A 24,626-nucleotide genomic window follows, 5' to 3' on the forward strand; every position below is an offset into this window, starting at 1 on the left:
TCTTCCTTGCATACTGGTTAGTAAGACCAGTCAAAGGCAGGGAAAAGGAATGAACAAATACACTTTAGAACCTGGGCAAATTGTGCGCATTGCCTATCACGCTGTGAAGCGATGTTTTTCCATCCGGGATGCAAAGACGAGAAGGGTCATTGGTTACACTGATCGTATTGTACTTCGCAATGTAAGTTTTGTCGTTTCTCAAGCCGGAAGAGAACGTGTATTGAGAGAGCGTGAAAAAAATGTCCATGCTTATGTAATTGGTTTGTTTGAACCGAAACTTCAGCAACTATCTCGGGAAAGAGATGGCTGTGAGGCTGAAGCTTACTATAACCCTTATTATACATTGAGTTTTGTTAACAAGAGCACAAAAGAACCATTATCGTGTGCCGACCTTGCTATTTGCGAAGAACGACATGTGTATTACCGATAAACATTATTGCTGTATTAGTTGATCGTCCTGGAACGATTCTCATTAAGTCTTCTTGGCAAATTTAATATCATGAGGTGGCAACGTTCAAGAATCTTTGATGAGAAAATAAAGAAGAGGGTATCCGACTAGCGGTACCCTCGTTTCAATTTATAAACAAAAAGAAACCGTTCCTTGGTAAAATGGAGGTGTCTAGAAACAATCGTATTGATGATGCTCACATTCACTAAAATGATTAGATGTAAAGGACACTGAGAGGGGATTCAAGAATTTTGTATTTGTAGATGAGGTGTTTTATGAAGCAGGGACTGTACGAGCAAATTATTAATAATATTACAAGGAGACAGTTGTCGGACCTGGATCCTTCGCTATACGAAATTGGTATAGAACAACTTGATCCAGAGGAAGCACGAAAACAACTATCTAATTATTTAGCTGCAGTGACACGAAGAGCTTTGAAAATGATTCGTGAACAAAATAGTGATGATGAAGATGCGCTTCTTTTGCAGGTGCGGACTTGCAATGAACTTATTGCAACCCTTCGCAATACTCTAGGGAACGAGGAGTTAAGGGAATGGCAGCTTGATGAACGGGGTGAGGTTTTAACCTACGTATATTCCAAGCTGAACCACATTCGTAGCATCAAGGATTCCAAGGTTAATAGACCTACAACTCCATTGTCACAAAGTTCATTATTTACAGGATCTCATTCGGAGCCCAATATGATGAGTGAACTAAAAACCGAGATCGTAACCTCAGATAAGGTTGATTTATTGGTTTCCTTTATTAAATGGAGTGGGCTGCGCTGCCTAATGGAGCAGTTAGAGGAGTTCACATCAAATGGGGGCCGTTTACGTGTCATAACAACAACCTATATGGAAGCAACGGATTATAAGGCCATCATTGAATTAAGCAAGCTACCGAACACAGAAATTAAAATCTCTTACGACACGGACCGCACAAGATTACACGCAAAGGCGTACTTATTTAAAAGAGATACAGGCTTTACTACAGCCTACGTGGGGTCGTCCAATCTATCAAATCCTGCTCTTACGAGCGGCTTGGAATGGAATGTCAAAGTTACGGAGAAGGATTCCTATGATGTTCTAAAGAAAATAGAGGCGACCTTTGAGAGCTACTGGAATGATCGGGAATTTAAGAATTTCTCCATCTCGGATCAGGAGCATCAATTATTGCTCAAGCAAGCACTTGGAAAAAAGAAGGAACAGGAGAGCAATTTATTAACCTTCCAATTTAGCATCACACCCTATGACTATCAGAAAGAAATTCTAGAGAAGTTAGAGGCTCAGAGAGTGATTTATGGAAGAACAAGAAATCTGTTGGTTGCTGCTACTGGGGTAGGGAAAACGGTTATTTCTGCATTTGATTATAAGCGGTTTGCCGGTCGTAATCAGAGAGCAAGACTACTCTTCGTCGCCCATCGCGAGGAAATCCTGAAGCAAAGTCTGGATACATTCCGGTTTATCTTGAAGGATCTAAATTTCGGAGAGCTTCATGTTGGGAGTAATCAAGCCGATTCCATTGATCATCTGTTTATTAGTATTCAAAGTTTTAATACATTAAAGCTTGCTGAAATAACAACTCCAGATTTTTATGATTATATCATCATTGATGAATTTCACCATGCCGCGGCGCCTTCTTATCAAAAGCTTATGTCTTATTACCAGCCTCAGATATTATTAGGGTTAACAGCCACTCCTGAGCGGATGGATGGAAAAGATGTATTGCACTATTTTAATGACACCATCGCGGCAGAAATTCGCTTAACGGATGCGATTGATCGGAAGTTGCTTTGTCCCTTTCATTATTTTGGTGTGACAGATAGTGTTGATTTATCTCAAGTCAAATGGACAAGGCGTGGTTACGATCTCAATGAGCTCGAGAACTTATACACCCATAATAAAATTCGGGTAAGTCAAATTATAAATAGCTTAAAAAAATATGTAACAGATTTGGATGATATGAAAGCACTTGGATTTTGCGTGAGTGTGGATCATGCCCTCTATATGGCTAAGGTTTTCAATGAGTCGGGGATAGCTGCTATTGCACTGCATGGAAAGTCTAGCGATGAGGAGCGTAGTTCTGCAAAGGGTAGATTAGTTTCAGGTGATATCAAGGTGATCTTCGTTGTCGATCTGTACAATGAAGGGGTAGACATACCGGAGATCAACACGATCTTATTCTTGCGTCCTACAGAGAGCTTGACCGTATTCTTACAGCAGCTTGGTCGAGGGCTTCGCTTGGCAGACGGAAAAGAATGCTTAACGGTTCTTGATTTTATTGGACAAGCGCAAAAAGAATATAATTTCCAAGAGAAATTTAGAGCTATACTTGGCAAAACAAAGCATTCCGTTCAGCACTACGTCGAGCACGGGTTTTCCAGCCTACCACGCGGAAGCTTCATTCAGCTTGAGAAACAGGCTAAAGAATACATCCTAAGAAATCTGAAGCAAACCACAATTAATAGGAAGAGTCTGGTTGTTAAGTTAAAATATTTTGCAGAAGATACTGGATTAAGTTTAACACTAGAAAATTTCATTCGATATCACGGAATGAGTCAATATGATTTCTACGGTGGACGTAATGGAAATCGAACATTCCGAGGGTTGATGGTTGAAGCGGGTTTAATCGAGCCATTTGAGTTTGTGAATAAGGAGTACCTGACAAAACGAATTCCGGCTTTGTTAAGCATGAACTCACGGAGACTTTTAGGCTTTTTAATCGAATATCTAGAGCAAGGGAAGCCCATACAAACAGAAGAAGAGCGTCTGATGTTGAATATGTTTTATTATACGTTCTATCGGTCAGAACCGAAAAACCAAGGATATTTGGACATTGATCATGCTGTTCAGTCTATTGTTTCCTGCAAAATGTTTAAGGAAGAGATAATCGAAATACTTAAATATAACTACGCACATATTAACTTTGTCGATAAAAGGAACGAGTTTCCATACGATTGCCCCTTAGACCTACACTGTACATACTCAACGGACCAAGTGCTGGCGGCCTTCGGCTTTTGGAATGAAGAAAAGGCTCCAGCTTTTCGTGAGGGCGTGAAGTATTTCGAGGATAAGGGGACCGATATTTTCTTTATTACACTGAATAAATCCGAAAAAGACTTTTCCCCGTCAACTCAGTATGAAGATTACGCCATTAATGAACGTCTCTTTCATTGGCAAACTCAGAGTCGTATTTCAGAAGAAACCAACACGGCCAAACGCTACATCCAACATAAACAGATGGGAAATAGAATTGCATTATTTGTCCGTGAATATAAAGAGGAGAATAACTTCACTTCTCCTTTTGTCTTCTTAGGAGAAGCCGAATATGTAAGGCACGAAGGGAATAAACCCATGAGTTTCGTTTGGAGATTGAAGGAAGAGATGCCTCCGGAATTGGTGCCAGCGGCAAATAAAGCAATCGGTTAGGATGTGAAGGCGATGATTGAGGTAGCTGCAGCGATAATTGAAAACGAGCATGGTCAGATTCTAATAGCTAAACGTAAGAAAGGTAAAGCCCAAGAAGGCTTGTGGGAGTTTCCAGGTGGCAAGATAGAGAATAATGAAACTGTTGAAGAATGTCTCAAGCGAGAATTGCAAGAAGAAATGAATATTCAAATTCAACCGTATGAATCATTCGGTGTAAATGACCATTATTATGGACCGACACATATTCGGCTGTATGCGCATAAGGCAAAATATGTGGGTGGGGAATTGATATTAATTGATCATGACCAATGTGAATGGGTGTATTCGAAAGATCTGGAGGAGTATGAATTTGCTCCGGCTGATGTTAAGTTTGTAGAGATACTTACAGGATATTTGAAAGAAACCGCGGATAAAAAATCAAGTATTATTGAGGAATAAAACAAGTGTGCAGGTGACAAAAGTAGGGACTCTTATATAGGAGGCGCGAATGAGTAATGAATAGGAAGGATGCAGAAAGAACAATGGAAGACGAAGTAATCATAGGTGCAAGAGCTCTAGGTGAGCAAATAGTTAAAATCATGCCAACTTATCAAGTAATGCTCAAACAATTAAAAGAGATTAGGGAATATGCTGCAAAGTCTGAAAACAAAGATAGAAAACAAAGTACTAGAAAGCAGGACATTAATAATACAATCGGAATTTTTGGACAAAGAGGCACAGGGAAGTCATCGGCGCTCTATACTTTGCGAGAAGAATTAGAGAAAAGCCAAGAAAACATTTTGCTGCCTCTAATTGAACCGGATAATTTTGGGGAAAATACTAAGATAATCGGCTCTATAGTAGGATTTCTACAAGCTGAGGGAAACAAGCTATTGAAAGATTTGGAGAGGCTACAGCCAAACTCGAATACTCCTAGATGCCTAAATAATAACAGATACTACAATAACGGAATATTAATACCTAATAATCCACTAAAACATATTATTAGCGAAACGATTGAGTTTCACTTATATACCGAGAGTCAATATCGTAGCGTGCTAAGCCATCATTATGAAGACTTGGCGACTCATATTAAGAAATCATCTAGATTACTAATTCCTGATATTGCCTTCAAAAATAAGCTGAATGAACTAATTGATGAAATTGTGTGTGTGAAGAAGGCATTAAACAAATGTGAAGAGACAGTACTGATCTATATATTTATCGATGATATCGACTTGAAAACTTCCAAGACAAGAGAATTGATGGATGCACTCTTGCAGTATACGAATCACCCTAATATCGTGACGGTGCTGTCTGGTGACTATGATATTTTGAAGGAGTCGCTGACCTTGGCATTACTTGCTGACGAGCCGTTACGAGAAGTCGGCCTGATCGCTCGCGATTCTTTGAAGTTAAGTGAGGGGAAGGCACTCACTATTTTAGAACGTAAGGCGGATCTGGCTCATGAATATTTGAAAAAAATTATTCCTTCGGCAAGACGGCATCAGTTAATCAAATGGAATGAGGAGACGATCCCTTATTTTGCATTTGGCAAAGCTACATTGCTGAGTCAGCTTGCAAAGTTGATGGGTGAGCAATCAATTTTCAGTTATAGGGAAATAAAGACTATAACTGAAAATGACAGAGAGACTTCCCGTGAAGGCACTTTGCCCATTAAAAAGAGTTATACAATTTTTGATGAAAGACCACGTGGGATTGTTTATGCCTACTATCATTTGGTACAGCTCCTTAGAGTGAGCGAAGACCAACCTAGCGAGGAAGATAAATTCAGTTATGTTAAGGTTTTTGTCGATACATTAATCCTTTCTAATAACAAGCTGATGGAGCAACAAGAATTGATTTTTGAACAGTTTCTGCGCTGGGGAAGCGATGTGAAAAGTTCTTTCATTGATTACTCAGTTCTGGTTTCTATGGAAACCAATTTAACTTTGAAATTGCTGATTATCGGGGAAATGATAAGATATCTTTTGCAAGATATTAAGTATGATCCCAGCGCATATGGTCAATTAATAGATCGATTATTTAGTAGCTTGGTTCGTTCAAAAGCTGATGAATTTGCAAATAAAGATCATAAGTTTGATCCTAAACGATGGAATTATTTGCAGTTATATCACATGATTCGGGGACTGGTTCTTTATACGGATCTTCGCTCAGCAATGTTAATTCTGGAGTTTTTATCCGAGTCTTCATTTGATACTTTCTATTATGAGTATATAAATGATACAGCAAAAGATCAGAAGGATCGATTTGCAGTACTTCAGATGGCAAAATTAATTGAGCAATATCCGTACGTACTAGAGCAGCTTTATAGCAAGTCCCATATTGAGAAAGTTGCAGAGGTGAATTTTACTCTGAATACGTTGGAAGAATTGTGTACTGTAAACCCAGAGTTCGAGAAGACCAAGCAAATGTTTCAAGGAGTGTTGCGTAATTTAGTTCCAAGAAATCTAATAAACCAACTAAATGATGATGAGAATATCAATATTAAAAAGGATTTATTAATAAATAAGTTAACCATGATTAGAAAAAACAAACAGCTTAGTTTTGAGCAAGATGTTGCAGGGGATCTCCCTGGAAAAGTTGCAACAACTGCTCAGGATAAATTTCGTGACTTTGCTCGTACGTTGATTCGTTTAATTGATTGGTTGTCTAGTCATCAAAGCAATAATGTTCCAGACAGTGTATTGCAGACAATAGAATTACATTTGGAGAAGTTTAGCAATCATATATTTCAAAAACTTCAGTCAAATCGTATTGAAATTGATATTTGCTTTGAACAAAATATTGAGGTTTTCAAAAAATTTCTCGATAATCCTGCTGGCTATAATACAAAATATAATTCATGTAAATATTTCGTTCGCAGAACATTGGATATAATTGAAGGAAATAGTAAAGTGTCCGAAAACATTACGTACGTGGTAGATTTTGATTCTTATAAAAAGATGTTATCGACAGTAAAATCATTAGCGCAAAACAATTATGTTTGGTACGGACAAAAAGAAGCTAAGGAGTTTCTTGTTTTGTTGAACAATAGCTCCTTAATTGGGGAGTATTACGTGAATGAAAATGACGAAAAGCAATCATTATTTGAAGGAAATGATAAATTTATCTTAGAGTTATACTATGCGTATATTACAAGCACTCAAAAATTCCTAGAAGATGAGGAATATGAGAAATCAAAGCGTTTCATCAAAGGACGCTTGGATGAAGCATATGAGAAAGTCCGGAATCGGACTGAAGCTGAGCTCAGGGAGTTTAATCTGCGCTTAGAAGATGCCGAAGAGGAAGCTAGCGGTGAGACAGATGCTGGACAAAATTAACCTACTTATAAATGTTTCCCTTTTTCCGTTTCAGAATCTAAGATTTTTCGGTCAGCATGAGATTTTGCAAGTACTGGAATATGAAGGAGCAGGCGAAGAGGCAAAAGAAAAGCGTAAGCAAGCACGAAAACAAATGCAGCGAAAGCTGCATGATGAGATTCTGCGTAAAGCCAAACCGAATAGCTTGGATGAAATTAATCTCATGCTTCAGAAGTTCTATCCGATGTTATGTAGCGAGAGAGATGCTCAGCGACATGGTTTTGCACATAATCCTGTTGGTACAGGACAACCTCACATCGAAAAAAAGTTATACCAGCATTACTTCCAGGTTATGGATGAATATTCCGAAGCGTTGATTTCATATCGGGATGGGGATGTTATTTTCAAATATTGGAAGAATGATGCGAATGGACATAAACGCTGGCGGTTCATTGATTTTATGGATCAATATAAAGACCAGGATAAAGTGCATTTTTTCCATGCAATCAGCCGTTTTATCCCGCTCGATTTAATAGTGGCATTGCATCATTCCAAAAACAATATTCATGATCCCGTGCAGCTTCATGAGTTTTACCAGCATATCAATCTTGCAGATGCCCCGTTAGATGATCTGTTGAGAAGGGGTGTTGCCGAGAATCATATTCATGCATCGGCAGCGTTCAATTTCTCGATTTTATGGCAAATGGTAATGAATAACCTTTGTCCGCCCGACTATCTTAAGAAGTTTGAACCGAATCATCTGGCTGCTTCGTTAGAAGTACAGGAGTATATTTTGACAGCACGATTGCTGCGTTTGGTACTTGCTCTCTATTTGAAGGATCAAGAGCCAAGCTTAACTGATCCTACCTCTTCCCCTAACCCTCAACCTAGAACGCCTTTATTTGAATGGCTGAAGTCTAATTTTGAGGAGGATTCGGAAACACAAAAGCTACTGCTAGATTTGGTTCGTAGTCAGGACAATCTATTTGCTCCATTAGAGAAGCTTAAAGAAGCGCTTGATCGGATTCAAATTTATTTTATCAATGAAGAAGAAAAGTCATCGATCGACTTTGTAAATACAATCTTCCCTGAACATCGCCATATTAAGACTTATGGTGAAAATATTTTTTTGCACAAAGCTATTTCATATAAGCGACAAATCGAGGGCGATTCTAAGCTAGACCCAAACTTTGAGCAGTTCTTTCGTGTGTTCTTCAAGTATATCTCGATCAAAAATGAGTTTTATCAGCAAGTGACGCAACCTACAATTATGCATGGTCTTGATTTTTTTCGTGGGTATTTTGACCGGTCGACAGAGGGTATTTGGGATAAAGAAGACTATTTCACTATGATGCTACGGACGCTGTTTCAGAATCGGTATTTGCGCAAGATTGAGCTACGAATTTCAATTAAAAACGATGAAGCGCTAAATCGTCGGAAGTTGCTGCAAATTCTAGAATCCTACCAGCAAATCCTGAAAGAAGACTATAAAGTGGAAGAAGACCCCAATGTGGAATTTCCACTAATCGGGATTGTTTATCATCTGATCAAGCGTCCAGACGACATGGAAAAGGATATTTCACTATATGATGAGGAACGAGACCATACATTAAAAGGACTTCATTTTGGCGAACATCAGGAGCAATATATAAAGCAAGTCAAAATGATTCAGCAGCTTCGTAAAAATGTCCCGATGGTCATGAACTTTATAGTCGGACTAGATGCGGCAAGCCTTGAAAATAACACTCCTGTACAAGTGTTTGCACCCGTATTCGAAGAAGCGCGGGATAGTCAGTATGACTCATTACGGATTATTGATCCAGAAGGCAATATTTTACCGAGTCAAAGTTTGTTCTTTACTTTTCATGCAGGCGAAGAATTCCGGCATCTGAATTCAGGATTACGGCGTATGGATGAAGTGATTGACTATTGCAAGCTACATGCAGGTGATCGCATCGGACATGGAATTGCACTAGGTGTGGATATTGAGGAATGGGTTCGTCGAAATCCGCTCGTAATTATACCTCGTGGTGAATATTTGGACAATCTGTTATGGACATGGGGAGTGTGCAGTCGCACAACAAAGCTTCATACAGAGACATTGGTATACTTGGAGAGACGAATTGATGAGATGGCGAGAAGTCTATTCGATGATCTAATTCCTGAAGGCGGGCTTCGAGTCCCCACACTGTATGAAGTTTACAAAAGGCGCTTCAAGCGAGTGGCATTCGAAGCAAAAATTTTAAATAATCAAAAGCTAGATCGGAAAATAGATGAGGGGGGGATGAAGGAGGACGCCCGGAAATCGGTAGATAGGCTGTACGAATCCTATCACCAGGAAGATACTTTACGTAAGCTGAATGAGCCGATCTACGTAATGATGAATGAGAATGAGCAAGTGATTGCCGCAGACATGCAAAACTACCTGATCCATAAGATTTCCAGCATTGGCATCGTAATAGAGGTTAATCCATCTTCGAACGAAGCGATTGGAGAGATTGACTCGATGTTCGGTAACCAGTTATTCAAAATTCAGTCTGCTGGAAATCGAGATCTGTCCAATATTCTAGTCAATGTGAACTCAGATGATCCAATGGTGTTCAATACCAACGTCAGCAACGAGTTGGTGTACATCTACTATGGGATGCTCGAGCAAGGAATAGGTCGTGAAGCTGCGTTGGATTGGATCGAAAAACTTCGAAAATCCGGGATGGATACTTCATTTATTAGAGGGATTCGAAGCCGTAAAGAATATCTGCGTATTCTCAAAATGACAATTCTGGCATTAAAGGATTCGTATTATTGCTAGGATTAAATTAGGAACACCAAGGATACATTAAAACATGCCGAAGTCCGAAAACCTGTATCGTAGGTTGTCGAACATATCGGTTTACTTGGGAGAATTGCATACACATACTGGTAGTACTGTGATCAAAACGACAATGTCTGGCAGGATTTCTGGTAGGGAATGAGCGATTCTGCAGTCCGCGGCGCATTGAAAATGAAATGCCTTCATTTTCAGAAAATTACTCAAACTCTTGATACACAAGGCTTTATTTCTTAGTTTTTCCTATCGCTCACCCGTTAAAAAATTACCATAATCCCCGAACCCACGCCCCGTTGGCGGTTCTCTTTTTTTACAGACAGTAAAAATTAAAACTGAAAAATGCGTTGTATAAGAAGAGTTCCTACTGTTTAATCCACTGGAATCGATGAGGTCTGGTTCGACTCTGTTGATTATGCAATCCTATGTTGTTATTGTTGACATCTTGTTGACGAACATCGTCAACAAGCAATAGAACTCAAACTAAAATAACAATATGCTATGGTTAAAACCCTTATATATCAAGGGTTTTAACCAACTAACACAGAATCCAACCAATTCCCACATGTACCCGCATACGGTGCATTTGGAGAGCGTAGCGCTGCTGGTTCGAAATGAAACAGTTACCGAAACACCTTGTTAATACAGGATTTTTTCAATGAAACAGCAAGTTGAAATGGTAATACAGGAGAAATTTTTTAGCCATTGGTGTAAAGTTGGTATAAAAGTGTAACACAAATGAACCAAAATCAGCGGGATCCTTCGGCAGTAGCTCGTTATATTAAAGAGGAAGAAATGTTCGTAAAACCTAAGATAAAGGATCTGCCTGATGGGAGCCTGATGGTTGAAGTTACCCTTAATCACGATAGGGAGTTTCTTAACTGGGTATACCAGTATGGTCCTAACGCAGAAATTTTGGAGCCAAAATCATATAGGAAAACCATGAAAGAACAATTGCAGGCATGGATGAATATTTACAATGGATAATTAGGATAAGAGACCATTCTGACAGTTAAGATGTCGTGGAATGGTTTTTTTTGTAGAAACATATTCGATGACAATCTATTGTCTCTTCTCATTGATAAACTAAGGATTAACATTAACCGAAGGGGATGGGTGCTCATGATTACAAACAAGGAGCTTGAAGAACTTGGTGTAATAAAGTCTGCGGCAGGAGTATTTGTACCTAGTGACTTTTGTTTTGTGAGCCTATTAAATTATTATCAGAACAACCATACTTTAACGGATGAGCAGCACAGTGTAATTAGTGATTTTTTGCTGGAGCTAGAAGTTGACTTAGGAATATGTGATGGCAGCAAAGAGGAAATAAGAAAATTCAAAAATAATGAGGGTACTTATAATGATGCAATATGTCCCGCATGTGGTAAGCTTGGGACAGAAATCGTTTTAGAGAATAAAATGCTTTCCATTGATGGAATCAAGCTTACAATCCCGGCAGTGCCAGCGAGCCGATGTTTAAAGTGCGGAGAGATTTATTACGAACAAGAAGCTTTGGATTTTATTGATAAGGAGGTAGCGGCCTTTCATGAAAGTCGCCGCGATGAAGAATAAGTCCTAAAAACGATAAATGTGAGGAGGATGCCAGATGAAGATCGTTTTTTGCTCTGATCCTTTGAATGACAAAGCCGTAGATATGGAATATGAGCATGAATTTAGGAGTGCCAATAACCTGGGACTGGATGTCCATTTGATTTCTCTTGAATCGGTTTTGGATGGAAACTTAACAAAGGCAGTTAAACGGATTCCAACATTCGAAACACCTGAAACGTTCATTTACAGAGGATGGATGCTGAACCCGCGCGATTACGAGCAGTTATATGATGCACTGCAGCAGAAAAACGCTCTCTTAATAAACTCTCCTTCTCAATATAGAAATGGCCACTATTTCCCTTATTCTTATGACGCTATTCAAGAGGTAACTCCACAAAGTATTTGGTTAGAAATAGGGGAGCTTTCCAAGGGGGTTGATATTCTGTTTGAAAAGATGCGCATATTCGCAAACAAGCCGGCTCTAGTCAAGGATTACGTAAAGTCCAGAAAACATGAGTGGGAAGAGGCATGTTATATACCCGATGCATCCGACAAGCAGAGGGTTCAGGTAGTTGTTCAAAACTTCATTGATCGTCAAGGCTCAGAGCTTAATGAAGGCATTGTGATTCGCGAGTTTATTCAACTGGAGCAGCTCACCAAGCATCCGAAAAGCGGTATGCCATTATCGAATGAGTACCGGTTGTTTTTTCTAAATCACAAGCTGATTCAGTGTGCAGAGTATTGGGATGAGGCGGACTATCAACAGAGCATCACAGGGCTGGATTCGTTTATAAAATTAGCAGAGGGTATAGAGAGCCGGTTTTTTACGATGGATATCGCCAAAACCGCAAGCGGAAGTTGGACGGTTATTGAGATTGGGGATGGACAGGTCTCGGGGCTTCCTAGTCACGCGGACACGGAGCAATTTTATAAATCGATATTAGATTATGGGGTTAATAAGGGTTAGCTGAACGAAACAAGTAGTACAAAATGTGTGAGGCGACTATTTCGGTCGGGGCGTGAACTACCATGCTTTCTACACTAAACTGTGGCGTATGATTTAGGTGGTGAATCGTTAATGTTAAAAGTTATTGATGGACCTACACCTAATGGAGGAGGAAGAACGATTATCTATTATTCGGATCAGTATGCAGAGTCTATGAATAATGAAATTAGTAGAAAATACATGAGCTTGATCAGAATGAAAACGTCATAAATAGAACCTATGGCACATGCAGTACGATTTTGGAAGGTTCAGAGTAGGATGAATTCGAGTAGATGTAAAAACAGCAGGCATGTATAGATTTATATATATGATTAGAATTGACCATTCTGACAAAGAAATCGTTTTGGAATGGTTTTTTTGTATTTATGTCGAAAGCCGCAGAAATATGCAGACTTTAGTGATATTATAGAACTAATTGGAAATTTTGGTGGATCAAGAGACTCAAGTAGCATCATAGGGATTGGAGGCCGAAGGACTTGGAAAGAAACATTCGTTGTGAGTGGTCATATAGCGAGACAGTAAACTATGGTATGCAGCAGAATCACGTGCCGGTAGTGAAGAGAATAGTAATTACGAATCCGACAGAGGAAGAGATCCGAGGGATAACGATTAAGCTGACATCAGAGCCGCAATTTGCTCATGAGTGGAGTCGTTCTTATGAATTACTGCCAGCTGGTCAGTCGATTGATCTTGGGGCTATTAATTTGCAAATGTCGGCTGCCTATCTCGGAGAGTTATCAGAGCGAATTACCGGTACACTGACCCTATCTGTATGGCAAGGTGAATCAGAGATACTTCAAGAACGAGGGAATATTTCGGTTCTGGCATTTGACGAGTGGAGCGGACTTGCAATTCTACCTGAAATGATCGCAGCCTATGTTACGCCTAACCACCAGCACATTTTTCAGATTGTACGTGAAGCTGCGGACATCCTGGGAACGTGGAGCGGGAACTCTTCATTTACAGCTTATCAGAGTAAGGACCCGAATCGGGTTCGCATACAAGCGGCTGCTATTTATTCGGCACTACAAAACAGAGGCATTGCCTATTGCGTTGCCCCTCCAAGCTTTGAGCTCATCGGTCAGCGTGTTCGTCTTCCGGAGAGCATTTTCACACACCGGATTGGTAATTGTCTTGACTTGTCACTATTGTATGCAGCTTGTCTAGAGGCCATTGGTCTGCATCCGCTTCTTATTTTTACTGAAGGACATGCTTTCTCGGGTGTTTGGCTTGAGGAGGAGACGTTTGCTGAAAGTGTGCAGGATGATATATCCGTTTTAACTAAGAGGATCGCCACCGGAATAAATGAAATATGTATTATCGAATCGACAGCATTTGTAGAAGGCCCTTCTATAAGCTTTGATAGAGCGGCTCAGCTTGCAGAGGCACATTTACAAGACCCAGATAAATTCGATTGTCTAGTGGATATACGTCGAGCGCGCGCGGCTGCTATTAGGCCTCTACCGCTGCGAACGGCTGGGGCTGACGGATGGATAATAGAACAGCTGGAACAATCTCAGATGGAAACGGCAGCGACTGCTGCTCCTGAGATCTTGGATGTGCTTGAAAAACCGACTGAAGTTGATTCCCTTCCTCGGGCAACGAGACAGAAGCTGTGGGAGCGTCGGCTGCTTGATTTGACGCTGCGGAATTCACTTCTAAATTTTCGCCTTTCGAAATCGAGCATTCCAGTCATAACGGCTCAGTTGGGCGATTTGGAAGACGCGCTTGCGGAAGGAGAGGAGTTTCAGCTGCTTGCCAAACCAGGTGATTGGGAGAACAACGGGCGAAATGCCACTTTGTATCAAAGCATAAATGCCGATCATCCGCTTGCACAGCTGCTTCGAGAAGAATTCAACAGGAAGCGTCTGCGCATTGACTTGAGTGCTAATGACCTAGAGCGCAGAGTGGTTCACCTATATCGCTCAGCCAAAAGTTCTCTCGAAGAAAATGGCGCGAATACGTTGTATCTTGCCCTTGGTTTATTAAAATGGTATGAATCACCGGTAAGCGAGGTGCCTCGATATGCACCGATAGTTTTGATTCCGGTTGATATTTTGCGTAAGTCATCCCGCCTTGGATATGTGATTCGCGCTAGAGATGAAGAACCGCATATGAATATCACGCTGCTTGAGATGCTGAAACAAGATTTTGGCATCGGTATTGACGGTCTGGACCCGCTCCCAAGAGACGAGAAGGGAATTGCATTGAAGCAAGTATTCAACGTATTTAGACACGCCTTGATTAATATTTCTCGGTGGGATGTGGAAGAAACAGCATACTTGGGTCTCTTCTCTTTCGGTCAATTTGTGATGTGGAACGATATCCGCACACGAGCCGATAAATTAGCTGAAAATAAAATCGTCGCAAGCCTCATGGAAGGAAAGTTGAAATGGCAAGAGGATTCAAATGCAGCTGTAGGGTCACTGGATAAAGACCACCCTACAAGCTTAGCTATTCCTATAAGTGCCGATTCATCGCAATTATCCGCTATACGAGCTGCGACGGATGGCCAGAGCTTTGTTCTTCACGGACCGCCGGGTACAGGGAAATCGCAAACCATTACAAACATGATTGCTAATGCATTGGCCAAAGGAAAGCGAGTCCTGTTTGTTGCAGAGAAGATGGCTGCACTTTCTGTCGTACAACGAAGGCTAGAACAGATCGGCGTCGGCTCTTTCTGCCTGGAGCTGCATTCAAACAAAAGCACAAAAAAATCCGTTCTCGATCAATTAGCCTCGGCAATCGAGACGAGAAGAGTTCTTCCATCGGAAGCATGGGGGAGTCAGGCAGAACGATTGTTTCAACTGCGAAGCGAATTAAATGGATATGTGGAGGCTCTGCATCATAAGCATCATTTTGGATTATCTCTATTTGATGCGATATCTGGTTATGAAAAAGAAGGTTCTGTTGAAGGTTTGGACGCAGTTCGATTCAATGAAGCGGCCATTGAAGGGTTGAACCCTGAAAAATTAGTAGCATGGAAAGACCTTACTTCACAAATTCAAGTTGCCGGCTCTCAATGTGGAGATCCATTCCGTAACCCTTGGAGTGATGCCCGCATAATCTCGTACTCCCAAACTGTGAAGTCTGATGTAGACCAGCTGCTAAAAAGATATATTCCCGAGCTTTCGAGACTCCGGGGTACTATTAATAAAACAGCGGAGAGATTTAAATTGGAGCACTCCGGATTGACTTACAGCAATATTACTGTACTCGTCCGATTCTGCGAGTTGGCTAGCCGTGTCCCTGATATTAAACCTGCCTTGCTTCAAGCGACCGATGCAGACGCTTCTATGGCTTTGCTTCAAGCTGCAGCCGATCAAGGAAGAAGAAGAGATAAGCTGAGGGAAAAAGTACTTTCCCGGTTCACTTCTTCGGAGATCCTTCGGTTTGATGCAAAAATGATGTTATCCGAATGGAACAGAATGGAGCTCCAATGGTTTTTACCAAAATGGAGTGGTCAAAACCGTATTTTAAAAATGATGAAAAAGCTGCTGATTTCCGGAAATACTCTCTCTAAAGATCAAGTAAAGGATTCGCTAATTGAGATTATATCCTGGCAAGAAGAAGAGCAAAAGCTTAATGAAGCTAAAGGGGATGCAGCTCCTTTGCTCGGTCATAGTTTGATATGGAACGAAGAGGGCAAATGGGAAGAAATCTCGGAAGCTGGTAATTGGCTAAAACAAGTACAGGAGCTTCTCGTAAAGTGGTTCCAAAATTCTTCTTTGGCTAGTCAAGCGAGAAGTCAAATGGCGGAGCTTCTTGTTAACGGTCGAGAAGATACTAATCAGAATCAGCTCTTTTCAGATGTGACAGAAAGCTTTAACCGTATTACTGAAGATGAAAAAAAATTAGCTGAGCTGTTAGCAATTCAGTATGAACAATTAAGGTCCACTCCAGATGCCGAAGATTGGTTTGCTTTCATTTTAGACAAAGCCGGTCTTTGGGCAACGCATCTTGATGGATTACGTGATTGGAGTACTTGGCGTAGAATTCGCTCTCTAGGTGAGGAGGCAGGACTGCTTCCACTAATTATTCCATACGAACAGGGTGCCCTAACTAATGATCAGCTTCATACCGGATTTGAACGCGGGCTTTACAAAGCGATGGCCAATTACATCATTGCTCGGGACGAACGTCTGCGAGCTTTCTCGGGAACTTTATTTGAGGAAGCAATAAACCGTTTTAAGGAAGCCGACGATTATTTTTCCCAACTAACACAGCAAGAGATTGTAGCGCGTCTTTCCTCCAAAATTCCGCAAATGACGCAGGAAGCGGCACAAAGCTCTGAGGCTGGGATTTTACAGCGAGCGATCCGGAGCGGAGGAAGAAATATTTCAATCCGTAAGCTTTTTGAGCAAATTCCTAATTTGCTTCCTAGACTAGTACCATGCATGTTGATGAGCCCCATTTCCGTAGCCCAGTACTTGGATTCAAACGGTGCAAAGTTTGATCTTGTCATATTTGACGAAGCTTCCCAGGTTCCTACGGCACAAGCGGTTGGGGCATTGGCCAGAGGGAATCAGGCTGTTATTGTGGGTGATCCGAAGCAGCTGCCGCCGACAAGCTTTTTCTCGAAGAGTAGTAATGAATCTGAAGACGAAGATCAGTCATTGCAGGACATGGAAAGTATTTTGGATGACTGTCTGGCACTTGGAATGCCTGAGCGGCATCTATCCTGGCATTACCGCAGTCGACATGAAAGTTTGATTGCCTTTAGCAACGCGCATTATTACGATAATAAGCTGTTAACGTTCCCATCTCCAGATGAACCCGTTTCAAGTGTTACATGGTACCCTATAGAAGGATTCTATGATCGCGGACGTACGAAACAAAATCGGGCGGAAGGGGAAGCCGTTGTTTCAGAAATTATTCGTAGGGTAAAAGATCCTCTACTAAGAGAGCGTAGTATAGGTGTTGTTACCTTCAGTTCCATTCAGCAAACGCTTATTGAGGATATGCTTGAAGATGCCTTCAAACAAGAGCCAGAGTTGGAGATTTTGTTGGCAAAAATGTCGGAGCCATTGTTTGTAAAAAACTTGGAAAACGTACAAGGAGATGAACGGGACGTCATCTTATTTTCAGTAGGTTATGGACCCGATTCATCCGGGAAGGTGAGTCTGAATTTTGGTCCCTTGAATCGTCAGGGAGGATGGCGACGCCTGAATGTGGCCGTTTCCAGAGCCAGACATGAAATGCTCGTATTCTCGACGCTTCGTTCACATCATTTGAATGCCAGCCGTATCAGTGCCCAGGGGGTGCTAGGGCTTAAAGCGTTCCTAGAGTATGCGGAAAAAGGAAAACGAGCACTGCCAGTGGGTGAAGCTTTAGAGCAAATACCACTCATATCTAACCTTCATCGCGGTCTCACCGCAGAATTAAAGATTCATGGATATGATACTGAAGCTTATGTGGGCGTATCGGGGTATCGTGTCGATATTGGGATACTGGATCCAGATAATCAAGGTCAATATATACTTGGTATTCTACTTGACGGTCCTATGTATCAGAATGCCGAAACTGCCCGTGATCGTGATATTTTGCGCGAACAAGTTCTGAAGCAGCTTGGCTGGACAATCTATCGGGTATGGAGTCCGGACTGGTGGGAGAACAAGGGAAGAAATATTCGTCTTATTATTGAAGCAATTCAACATGCCAAAGACGATAGAAGGAAGGGGACTCTTGAAACTAATCCTGAAAGTGGTCATTCTATGAAACGGGTTCAGACGGCTCCTCCTTCAAAACTTGAAAGCCTCGTTGAAGCTAGTTTGCCGAGCAAGCCAGAAGAAATACATGATTACATTCAAAGCTCACTCGATCCTGTACCATTAGGATCTGATTTATTCAATTCTCCGGCCAATACTGAATTAATCCTTGGCCAAATTAAGCAGGTCATAAAGGAAGAAGGTCCCATTAGCCGTGGTTTGCTTACTAAGCGCGTTTTGCAAGCTTGGGGAATTACACGCTTAGGAACGAAGCTGGATCAACGATTTACGGAGCTTTTTAACAAGGTAAAACCCCAGACAACAGAAACCGAAGGAGCTGTATTTTTCTGGCCCGATGAAGTTGAACCATATCGATACGGAGTATTTAGAGTATCATTAGATGAATCACAGCGCCGTATTGCGGAAGATTTGCCGCCTGAAGAAATAGCAGCTGCCGTTAAATTTATCCTTGCTTCGCAGATCAGTCTTCCCCAAGAGGAGTTAATAAAGCAAGTAGTTAAAATACTCGGATATGCTAGATCGGGTAGTGCTTTGGAGAAAGCAGTTAAGAACGGGATTCAGAAGGCAATCGAATTGGATTACGTCGTAGTAGATGAACAGCAGCGCATAGTAACAAAATAATTTCTCACGTATGTCAGCCAGTGGAGGATTTCTAAAAGCCTTACTGGCTGATTTATTATAATGATCATATATTTGCAGACTGCTGCAATTGAGGATGTAGTTGTACACATGAGGTCTGTGGTAAGATACGCGACGGCCCTACAATTAGCTTAAATAATTCATTTAATAGTTGTGTGTTGTATTGTAAACAAAATGCTGATGCGGACGATGAACTGGATGAATAAAATTAAAACTCTACAAAAGTTAATAAAGCTTACCGGCGATCGGGCAAGGCTGGATGCCAAGGCAAACGAAATCTATATTGTGTATAAGACGAGAGAAGGCCAGATTGTAAAGGAATTTAATGATGGTAGTGTAATTCCTGTATCTGATCAGGATTCGCCTCATGCATGAACTGTCACCAATCAATGCTCAAAAATCCCATCAGTCTGTCCTTGTCCCTTCTTGGGTAAAATGTATTGTGCAGAAGTTGGAACCATAGCTAAGAACAGCCATATCAGCAGGGTTGTTCTTTTCTTCTTTTTAATCAGCTTCGTTTTATTACTGTGAAGGGAGAAGCACCCCAATGAAAGAAACCAAAATCACTTATGGATCCATCGATGAATATATATCTACCTTTACTCCCGAAATTCAAGATATTCTTCAAACGTTAAGGCAAGTGATCAAAGAGTCGGCGCCGGATGCGAAGGAAAAGATCAGCTATCAAATGCCTACCTTCGAGCTTCATGGAAATCTAGTGCATTTTGCGGCTTTTAAGAATCACATCGGTTTTTATCCCGCTCCGAGCGGAATTGAAATGTTCAAAGAAGAAGTAAAGCCATATCACAAATCGAAAGGGACATTGCAATTCCCTATCGATCAACCACTCCCTTACGACCTCATAAGAAAAATCGTGAAATATCGAGTGGCCAGCAATCTTGAAAAAGCGGCAAGCAAATCGAAAAAGGAGAAATGATGCCAGGTTCTTAAATGATCACCTTCATCGCAAAAGAAGCTCAGACCCTACAACCCGGTCTGAGCTTCTTTTCACATTCACCACGACTGCCTCAGCGTAAACAAATCCTTTAACTCCTCATTCGAAAGCTCCGTAATCCATCCTTCAGACGTCGAGATGACATTCTCGCTCAAGCTCATCTTGCTCTCGAGCATCTCGTCGATCTTCTCCTCGAGCGTGCCGAGGGAGATGAACTTGTGCACCTGGACGTTGCGCTTCTGGCCCATCCGATAGGCACGATCGGTGGCCTGGTTCTCGACCGCAGGGTTCCACCAGCGGTCGAAGTGGAACACATGGTTGGCGGCCGTCAGGTTGAGGCCGACGCCGCCGGCCTTCAGCGACAAGATGAAGATGCCGGGGCCGCTGCCGTCAGCGGCTTGGAAGGCATCGATCATCTTGTCCCGGTCCGCCTTGGACGTGCTGCCGTTCAGGTACAGCACGGGCTCGTTCCGGTGCGTGCCGAGGACATCGGCCAGCATACGGCCCATACCGACGTACTGGGTGAAGATCAGGCACGAGTCGCCTTCGTCCCGCAGCTCGTCGACCATGGCGACGAGCCGTTCCAGCTTCGCGGAGCGCGTGACGAACGCTTCCCGCCGCTCCTCGGAGCGAAGGACCTCCTCGGACAGCGCGTCCTCCTTCGTCAGCAGCACGGGATGGTCGCACAGCTGCTTGAGCTGCGTCAAGGCACCGAGGATGGCGCCTTTTCGCTCGATGCCCTCGAGGTTCTTCATCCGTTCCATCAGATCCTTGACCGCCCGCTCGTAGAGAGCGCCTTGCTCGGCGCTAAGGTTGATGTAGACCTTCATCTCCAGCTTGTCCGGCAGATCGAGCTGGATCGCAGGGTCTTTCTTCTTGCGGCGCAGCATGAACGGCTTGACGAGCTTTTGCAGCTGTGCTGTGCGCTCTTCATCCTGATGCTTCTCGATAGGGTTGGCGAACCGGTGCTGAAACCCGCGAGAGTTCCCCAAGTATCCGGGATTGAGGAAGTCGTAAATCGACCACAGCTCGGACAGCCGGTTCTCAATCGGTGTTCCGGTCAGCGCTATGCGATGTCCCGCCTTGAGGGTGCGGATGGCAGCGGACTGCTTGTTCTGCGCGTTCTTGATATTCTGGGCTTCGTCCAAACAGAGCGAGCTCCAGTGAACCTCCTGCAGCAGCTCTTGATCGAGCAGCGCCGTCGTATAGGAGGTGATAACCACATCCGCGTCTTGTATAGCGTCATGCAGCGTGTCGCGGTTCAACCGCCCTTTGCCGTAATGGAGCAGCACCCGCAGATCGGGTGCGAAGCGGGCGATTTCCTTCTCCCAGTTGCCAAGCACGGAAATAGGGCAGATGAGCAGCGCCGGAGTCTTGGACTCCTGCCGGTGCTGCAGCAAGTAGGTGATGAACTGGATCGTTTTGCCGAGACCCATATCATCGGCCAAGCAGGCCCCGAGCCCGAACTTCCGGAGGAAGCTGAGCCAGGTGAAGCCTTCGCGCTGGTAGCTGCGCAGCTCGGCATGCAAGCCTGCTGGAACGGGCAGCTCCGTTAATTCGGACGGCTGTCCGAGCTGGCGGAGCAGCGCAAGCAGGTGGGAGTTGAGCTCCACCTCCAGCTGGACCCGTTCTTCATCGTCCTCCGCATCGCCTACCTTCGCACCACCGCTCGCTGAAGGTCCCGGCCGCTGCTCCTGCTCCAGCTCGCTAAGCAAATGCAGCTGGAGCACATCCTGCAGCGACAACCCTTCGTCCGGGTTGACGCTGTCCATGAGCCTGCGGATCTGCTCGAGCAGCGCAGGGTCCAGGTACACCCATTCGCCGCGGAAGCGGATAAGCCGCTCTTTGCGGCTGAGCAGCTCGGCGAATTCGGCCTCGTTCAGATCGGCGTCGCCGATCGCGATCCGCCAGTCGAAGTCGACGAGGGCGTTCAGCCCGAACAGCGACTGGCCGCGCCCGCCGCCGCCCGCTTCCGACGCAATCTGCGCGCGGAGGCGGGGCTTGCGCTTCGATGCCGCCTCCCACCAGGCCGGCAGCATCACGTTCCAGCCGTCGTTCAGCAGCTGACGGCTGTCCGCGGTCAGGAACCGCCAAGCGGCTTCGTCGCTTAGCGGTTCCGCGAAGAGCTCGCTGTCGCCGGTGCTCCGCGCCTGCGGAAGCGCCGCGGCCAGCCTGGCCGCCCATCCGGGGGCACGCTCCCGGATGTAGGGGCTCCATTCGGCCGCCCAGGCGCCGGATGCATGCCCGTCCGCAGCGAGGCGGACGGGGACGAGCGTCGTGCCTTCGCCTTTGTCCTGCAGGACGAGCCGAAGGCGCCAGTCGAACTGCTCCTCATCCGGCTCGAGCAGCTGCAGGGCAGGGCGGAACGGCGCCGTGTCCGGCTTCCAGCCAAGCGACACGAGCCACTCTTCTTCCGTGAAGGCCTCCGCCGCGGCGGACGGTGTCTGCGGCAGCTGCAATAGCGCCGGGTAATCGCGGCGCAGATCGGCGATGGAAGCTTCGTCGGTATAGTGCTCCCCGGTTACCGTAGCGGAGAAGGCCGACCGCAAGCCGCTCAGGTCATCGCTTAAGACGTCCAGCTGCTGCAGCGCCACCCAGTCCACTTCTTTCAGCTCCTCGGCTTCGGTGTCCCATGTCCACTGCAGCTTGCCGCTGCGAAATGACTTATAGCTCGGCGTATAACGGCCTTCCTTGGCGGCCTTATACAGGAGCGGGGCGGCCTTGAGCAGCCCGTTCACGCCATCATTGCCGTTCTCCCACCGGACAATATCCATGAAATTCCGCTCGGCGAAGAAGGGGATCACCATGTCGGCAGGCAGGACGGTCACCGTAAGGTCTCCGGCCTGCTGCAGCTCCAGCGTCGTTCCGTAATAGGACGGCTCGTGCCAGGCGAAGAGCAGCTTGCGGAATTTCTCGCCCGGGACGTCTTGTCCGTTCTGCTGTCCCCACAACAGGGCATCCCCGCCATCCGTCAATATTACGTTCAGCGTTATGTCATACCATTGTTTGCTCATTGCAGCAGCTTTCCTTTCTTCAATTCCTCTTGCAGCGCCCTCAATCGGCTGTTCCGTATGCTGAAGCCGGCCAGGAAGAAGTCCCAGCGCTCGGTTTGCTTCAGCTTCTTGTACACTTTCTCCAGCCGTTTCAGCAATTTGACCGCCAGCTTATAATCGTGACGGTTTTTCTGGGTGACATAATGCTCGATCGCTTGATGGTAATAGGGCAGCAGCAGCTCCGGCGCTTCCTTCTCGATCGGCTGCAGTACGCTGACTCGGTGGTACAGGGGATCGTGGCCTTGCACCATTTGCATTTCCAGCCATGGCTTCCACTTATGCTGCTCGTACAGCAGGTCCTCAATAATCCGGATCGAATGGGGCATCATCTCCTCCAGAGCGTCCCACATCGCCGGCTCCGCATCGGGAGCATGCTCGATGGCTGCCCTCCAGTACCCCATATAGGCGCCGAGCTCCGAGGAATTTCGTCCGTAAAAGGCGGCGGAGGTTCGAGTTAACCAATCCGCGAGTCCGTCCCAGCTCTGGGAACCGGCCAGCTGATTCAGGAAAGGAAGCAGCAAGCTGGGCTGCAATTTGTTGATGGGTCCTATCGCTTCCACAGCCGCCCAGGCTTCCTTGCTTTGCGACTGATGCAGGTACAGGAAAGCTTTGGCCGCTGCAAGCGAGGCTGACATCGAATCGGACGGCACCTGCTCCATCTCCCCGATTTCCCGGGAAGCCCAATCATCGGCATCGGGAGAGGAGGCTATCCAGTGCTTCCACAGCGACGTATACAGCCCATAGTCCAAATAAGCTTGCCCGGTTTCTTCCGCCATACGCTGTCTCATATAGGCTAACGTTTGCTCCAGCCGCTCCCTGGAGTGGGTAAAGCGAAGCTGGGCCGATTTCTGTTTCAGCCACGTCTGAATGTCGTCGTACATCCGGTGCAGTGCGAACGAGGTGAAGAAGGAGGCGCTGCTCTGAACGCCGCCGTTTTTCATTTTGTACAAAATGAACAGCATCTGGTGCAGCTCGAAAAAAATCCAGTCCACCTCGGATAAAGCAGTCGAATTCTTCCGGATCATCTGCAGCCGATGCTTCAGCATATCTGCATAAATCCCCTGATCGTTGGGCGGCCGGATATAGGCTGTCGCTTGCTCAAGGAATTCGTGCCAGCCGGCAATATCTTTGCCGGGCAATCCCTTGATTGCCGATTCCGATCCCGGTTCGGGCTTCGGTACGGAAGCGGTCCGCTTCACATGCTGCTTGGCGTTCACGATCTGGGTTGCCGGATAGCCTAACCGGTCGGCAAGCTCCATTAGTACCGCAGCAAGATGCTTGCAGCAGGTTTGGACAGGACAAGTGCAGTAGCTGGATTTGAACTTATTTAGATTCAGCGTAACCGAATAATCCTCCGTGCCTGTCACCCTCGCCTGGATCACACGATCTTCGGAAGCGCTCAGCTTCACCACGTACTGTTGCTTGAAATAATTGAACCCCCGGCTGAGGGTCACTTCATTAAAGGCGGAAGCCACTTGCTCCAGCAGCTCCGACCACTGCTCATCGTTTAATGCAGCGAATAAACTCATAGCCAAGCTCCTTGCTCCCTCAAAAGAATGGTATCTTTCCATTATAGATCGATACGAACAAAAATTCGATATTTTCATAAAAGAAGAGGAATGAAAGAGAAAAACTTTACATTGTAGGTTACGAATTGCCTATCTGATGATATACTTAGTATATTAGCAAAA

12 protein-coding genes and 1 pseudogene are annotated in these 24,626 nt (G+C 44.4%); 11 read left to right on the forward strand and 2 right to left on the reverse strand.

Going from position 1 to position 24,626, the window contains the following annotated elements:
• Nucleotides 1-49 precede the first annotated feature (49 nt).
• From DVH26_RS04655 to DVH26_RS04705, 11 genes and pseudogenes are all read left to right on the forward strand, one after another.
• Nucleotides 50-430, forward strand: a complete 381-nt coding sequence (locus DVH26_RS04655; protein ID WP_239631644.1) for a hypothetical protein — start codon at nucleotides 50-52, stop codon at nucleotides 428-430.
• Nucleotides 431-723: 293 nt separating this feature from the next.
• Nucleotides 724-3,876, forward strand: coding sequence for a DEAD/DEAH box helicase (locus DVH26_RS04660; protein WP_239631646.1), 3,153 nt, complete (start codon nucleotides 724-726; stop codon nucleotides 3,874-3,876).
• 12 nt (nucleotides 3,877-3,888) lie between these two features.
• On the forward strand, nucleotides 3,889-4,314 hold the full coding sequence (gene mutT / locus DVH26_RS04665) for an 8-oxo-dGTP diphosphatase MutT (protein ID WP_239631649.1): 426 nt from the start codon (nucleotides 3,889-3,891) through the stop codon (nucleotides 4,312-4,314).
• Between the two features lie 56 nt (nucleotides 4,315-4,370).
• Nucleotides 4,371-7,199, forward strand: a complete 2,829-nt coding sequence (locus tag DVH26_RS04670; protein WP_239631652.1) for a P-loop NTPase fold protein — start codon at nucleotides 4,371-4,373, stop codon at nucleotides 7,197-7,199.
• Complete coding sequence (locus DVH26_RS04675; RefSeq protein ID WP_239631654.1) at nucleotides 7,174-9,987, forward strand: amidohydrolase family protein; 2,814 nt, start codon at nucleotides 7,174-7,176, stop codon at nucleotides 9,985-9,987. The genes DVH26_RS04670 and DVH26_RS04675 overlap by 26 nt, the downstream gene beginning before the upstream one ends.
• A gap of 741 nt (nucleotides 9,988-10,728) precedes the next feature.
• Nucleotides 10,729-10,989: pseudogene (locus DVH26_RS04680) on the forward strand (WYL domain-containing protein); the annotation flags it as partial.
• Nucleotides 10,990-11,124: 135 nt separating this feature from the next.
• A complete protein-coding gene (locus DVH26_RS04685; RefSeq protein WP_239631656.1) occupies nucleotides 11,125-11,574 on the forward strand; it encodes a YgiT-type zinc finger protein in 450 nt (149 codons plus the stop codon).
• A gap of 34 nt (nucleotides 11,575-11,608) precedes the next feature.
• Nucleotides 11,609-12,520, forward strand: coding sequence for an ATP-grasp domain-containing protein (locus DVH26_RS04690; RefSeq protein ID WP_239631659.1), 912 nt, complete (start codon nucleotides 11,609-11,611; stop codon nucleotides 12,518-12,520).
• 515 nt (nucleotides 12,521-13,035) lie between these two features.
• Nucleotides 13,036-18,909, forward strand: coding sequence for an anti-phage protein ProA (locus tag DVH26_RS04695; RefSeq protein WP_239631661.1), 5,874 nt, complete (start codon nucleotides 13,036-13,038; stop codon nucleotides 18,907-18,909).
• A 216-nt stretch (nucleotides 18,910-19,125) separates the two neighbouring features.
• The gene (locus DVH26_RS04700; protein WP_239631663.1) at nucleotides 19,126-19,302 is read left to right on the forward strand and encodes a hypothetical protein; all 177 of its coding nucleotides are present in this window, start codon (nucleotides 19,126-19,128) and stop codon (nucleotides 19,300-19,302) included.
• A gap of 172 nt (nucleotides 19,303-19,474) precedes the next feature.
• Complete coding sequence (locus DVH26_RS04705; protein ID WP_239631665.1) at nucleotides 19,475-19,864, forward strand: iron chaperone; 390 nt, start codon at nucleotides 19,475-19,477, stop codon at nucleotides 19,862-19,864.
• 77 nt (nucleotides 19,865-19,941) lie between these two features.
• Here the strand turns inward: DVH26_RS04705 and DVH26_RS04710 are convergent, their stop codons facing one another.
• Both DVH26_RS04710 and DVH26_RS04715 read right to left on the reverse strand, forming a co-directional pair.
• Complete coding sequence (locus tag DVH26_RS04710) at nucleotides 19,942-22,896, reverse strand: DEAD/DEAH box helicase (protein WP_239631666.1); 2,955 nt, start codon at nucleotides 22,894-22,896, stop codon at nucleotides 19,942-19,944.
• Entirely contained in the window at nucleotides 22,893-24,464 is a 1,572-nt protein-coding gene (locus tag DVH26_RS04715; protein WP_239631669.1) for an SWIM zinc finger family protein, read from the reverse strand. Before DVH26_RS04715 ends, DVH26_RS04710 begins: the two co-directional genes overlap by 4 nt.
• Nucleotides 24,465-24,626: the final 162 nt, after the last annotated feature.

The sequence above is a fragment of the Paenibacillus sp. H1-7 genome, assembly GCF_022354825.1.
GTDB lineage: Bacteria > Bacillota > Bacilli > Paenibacillales > NBRC-103111 > Paenibacillus_S.

Excerpts from the sequence above, each read along its gene's own strand:
- DVH26_RS04655 (WP_239631644.1), top strand. The coding sequence starts at position 50 with ATGAACAAATACACTTTAGAACCTGGGCAAATTGTGCGCATTGCCTAT.
- DVH26_RS04685 (WP_239631656.1), top strand. The coding sequence starts at position 11,125 with ATGATTACAAACAAGGAGCTTGAAGAACTTGGTGTAATAAAGTCTGCG.
- DVH26_RS04710 (WP_239631666.1), bottom strand. The coding sequence starts at position 22,896 with ATGAGCAAACAATGGTATGACATAACGCTGAACGTAATATTGACGGAT.
- DVH26_RS04715 (WP_239631669.1), bottom strand. The coding sequence starts at position 24,464 with ATGAGTTTATTCGCTGCATTAAACGATGAGCAGTGGTCGGAGCTGCTG.
- DVH26_RS04690 (WP_239631659.1), top strand. The coding sequence starts at position 11,609 with ATGAAGATCGTTTTTTGCTCTGATCCTTTGAATGACAAAGCCGTAGAT.
- DVH26_RS04660 (WP_239631646.1), top strand. The coding sequence starts at position 724 with ATGAAGCAGGGACTGTACGAGCAAATTATTAATAATATTACAAGGAGA.
- mutT (WP_239631649.1), top strand. The coding sequence starts at position 3,889 with ATGATTGAGGTAGCTGCAGCGATAATTGAAAACGAGCATGGTCAGATT.
- DVH26_RS04700 (WP_239631663.1), top strand. The coding sequence starts at position 19,126 with ATGAATAAAATTAAAACTCTACAAAAGTTAATAAAGCTTACCGGCGAT.
- DVH26_RS04670 (WP_239631652.1), top strand. The coding sequence starts at position 4,371 with ATGAATAGGAAGGATGCAGAAAGAACAATGGAAGACGAAGTAATCATA.
- DVH26_RS04705 (WP_239631665.1), top strand. The coding sequence starts at position 19,475 with ATGAAAGAAACCAAAATCACTTATGGATCCATCGATGAATATATATCT.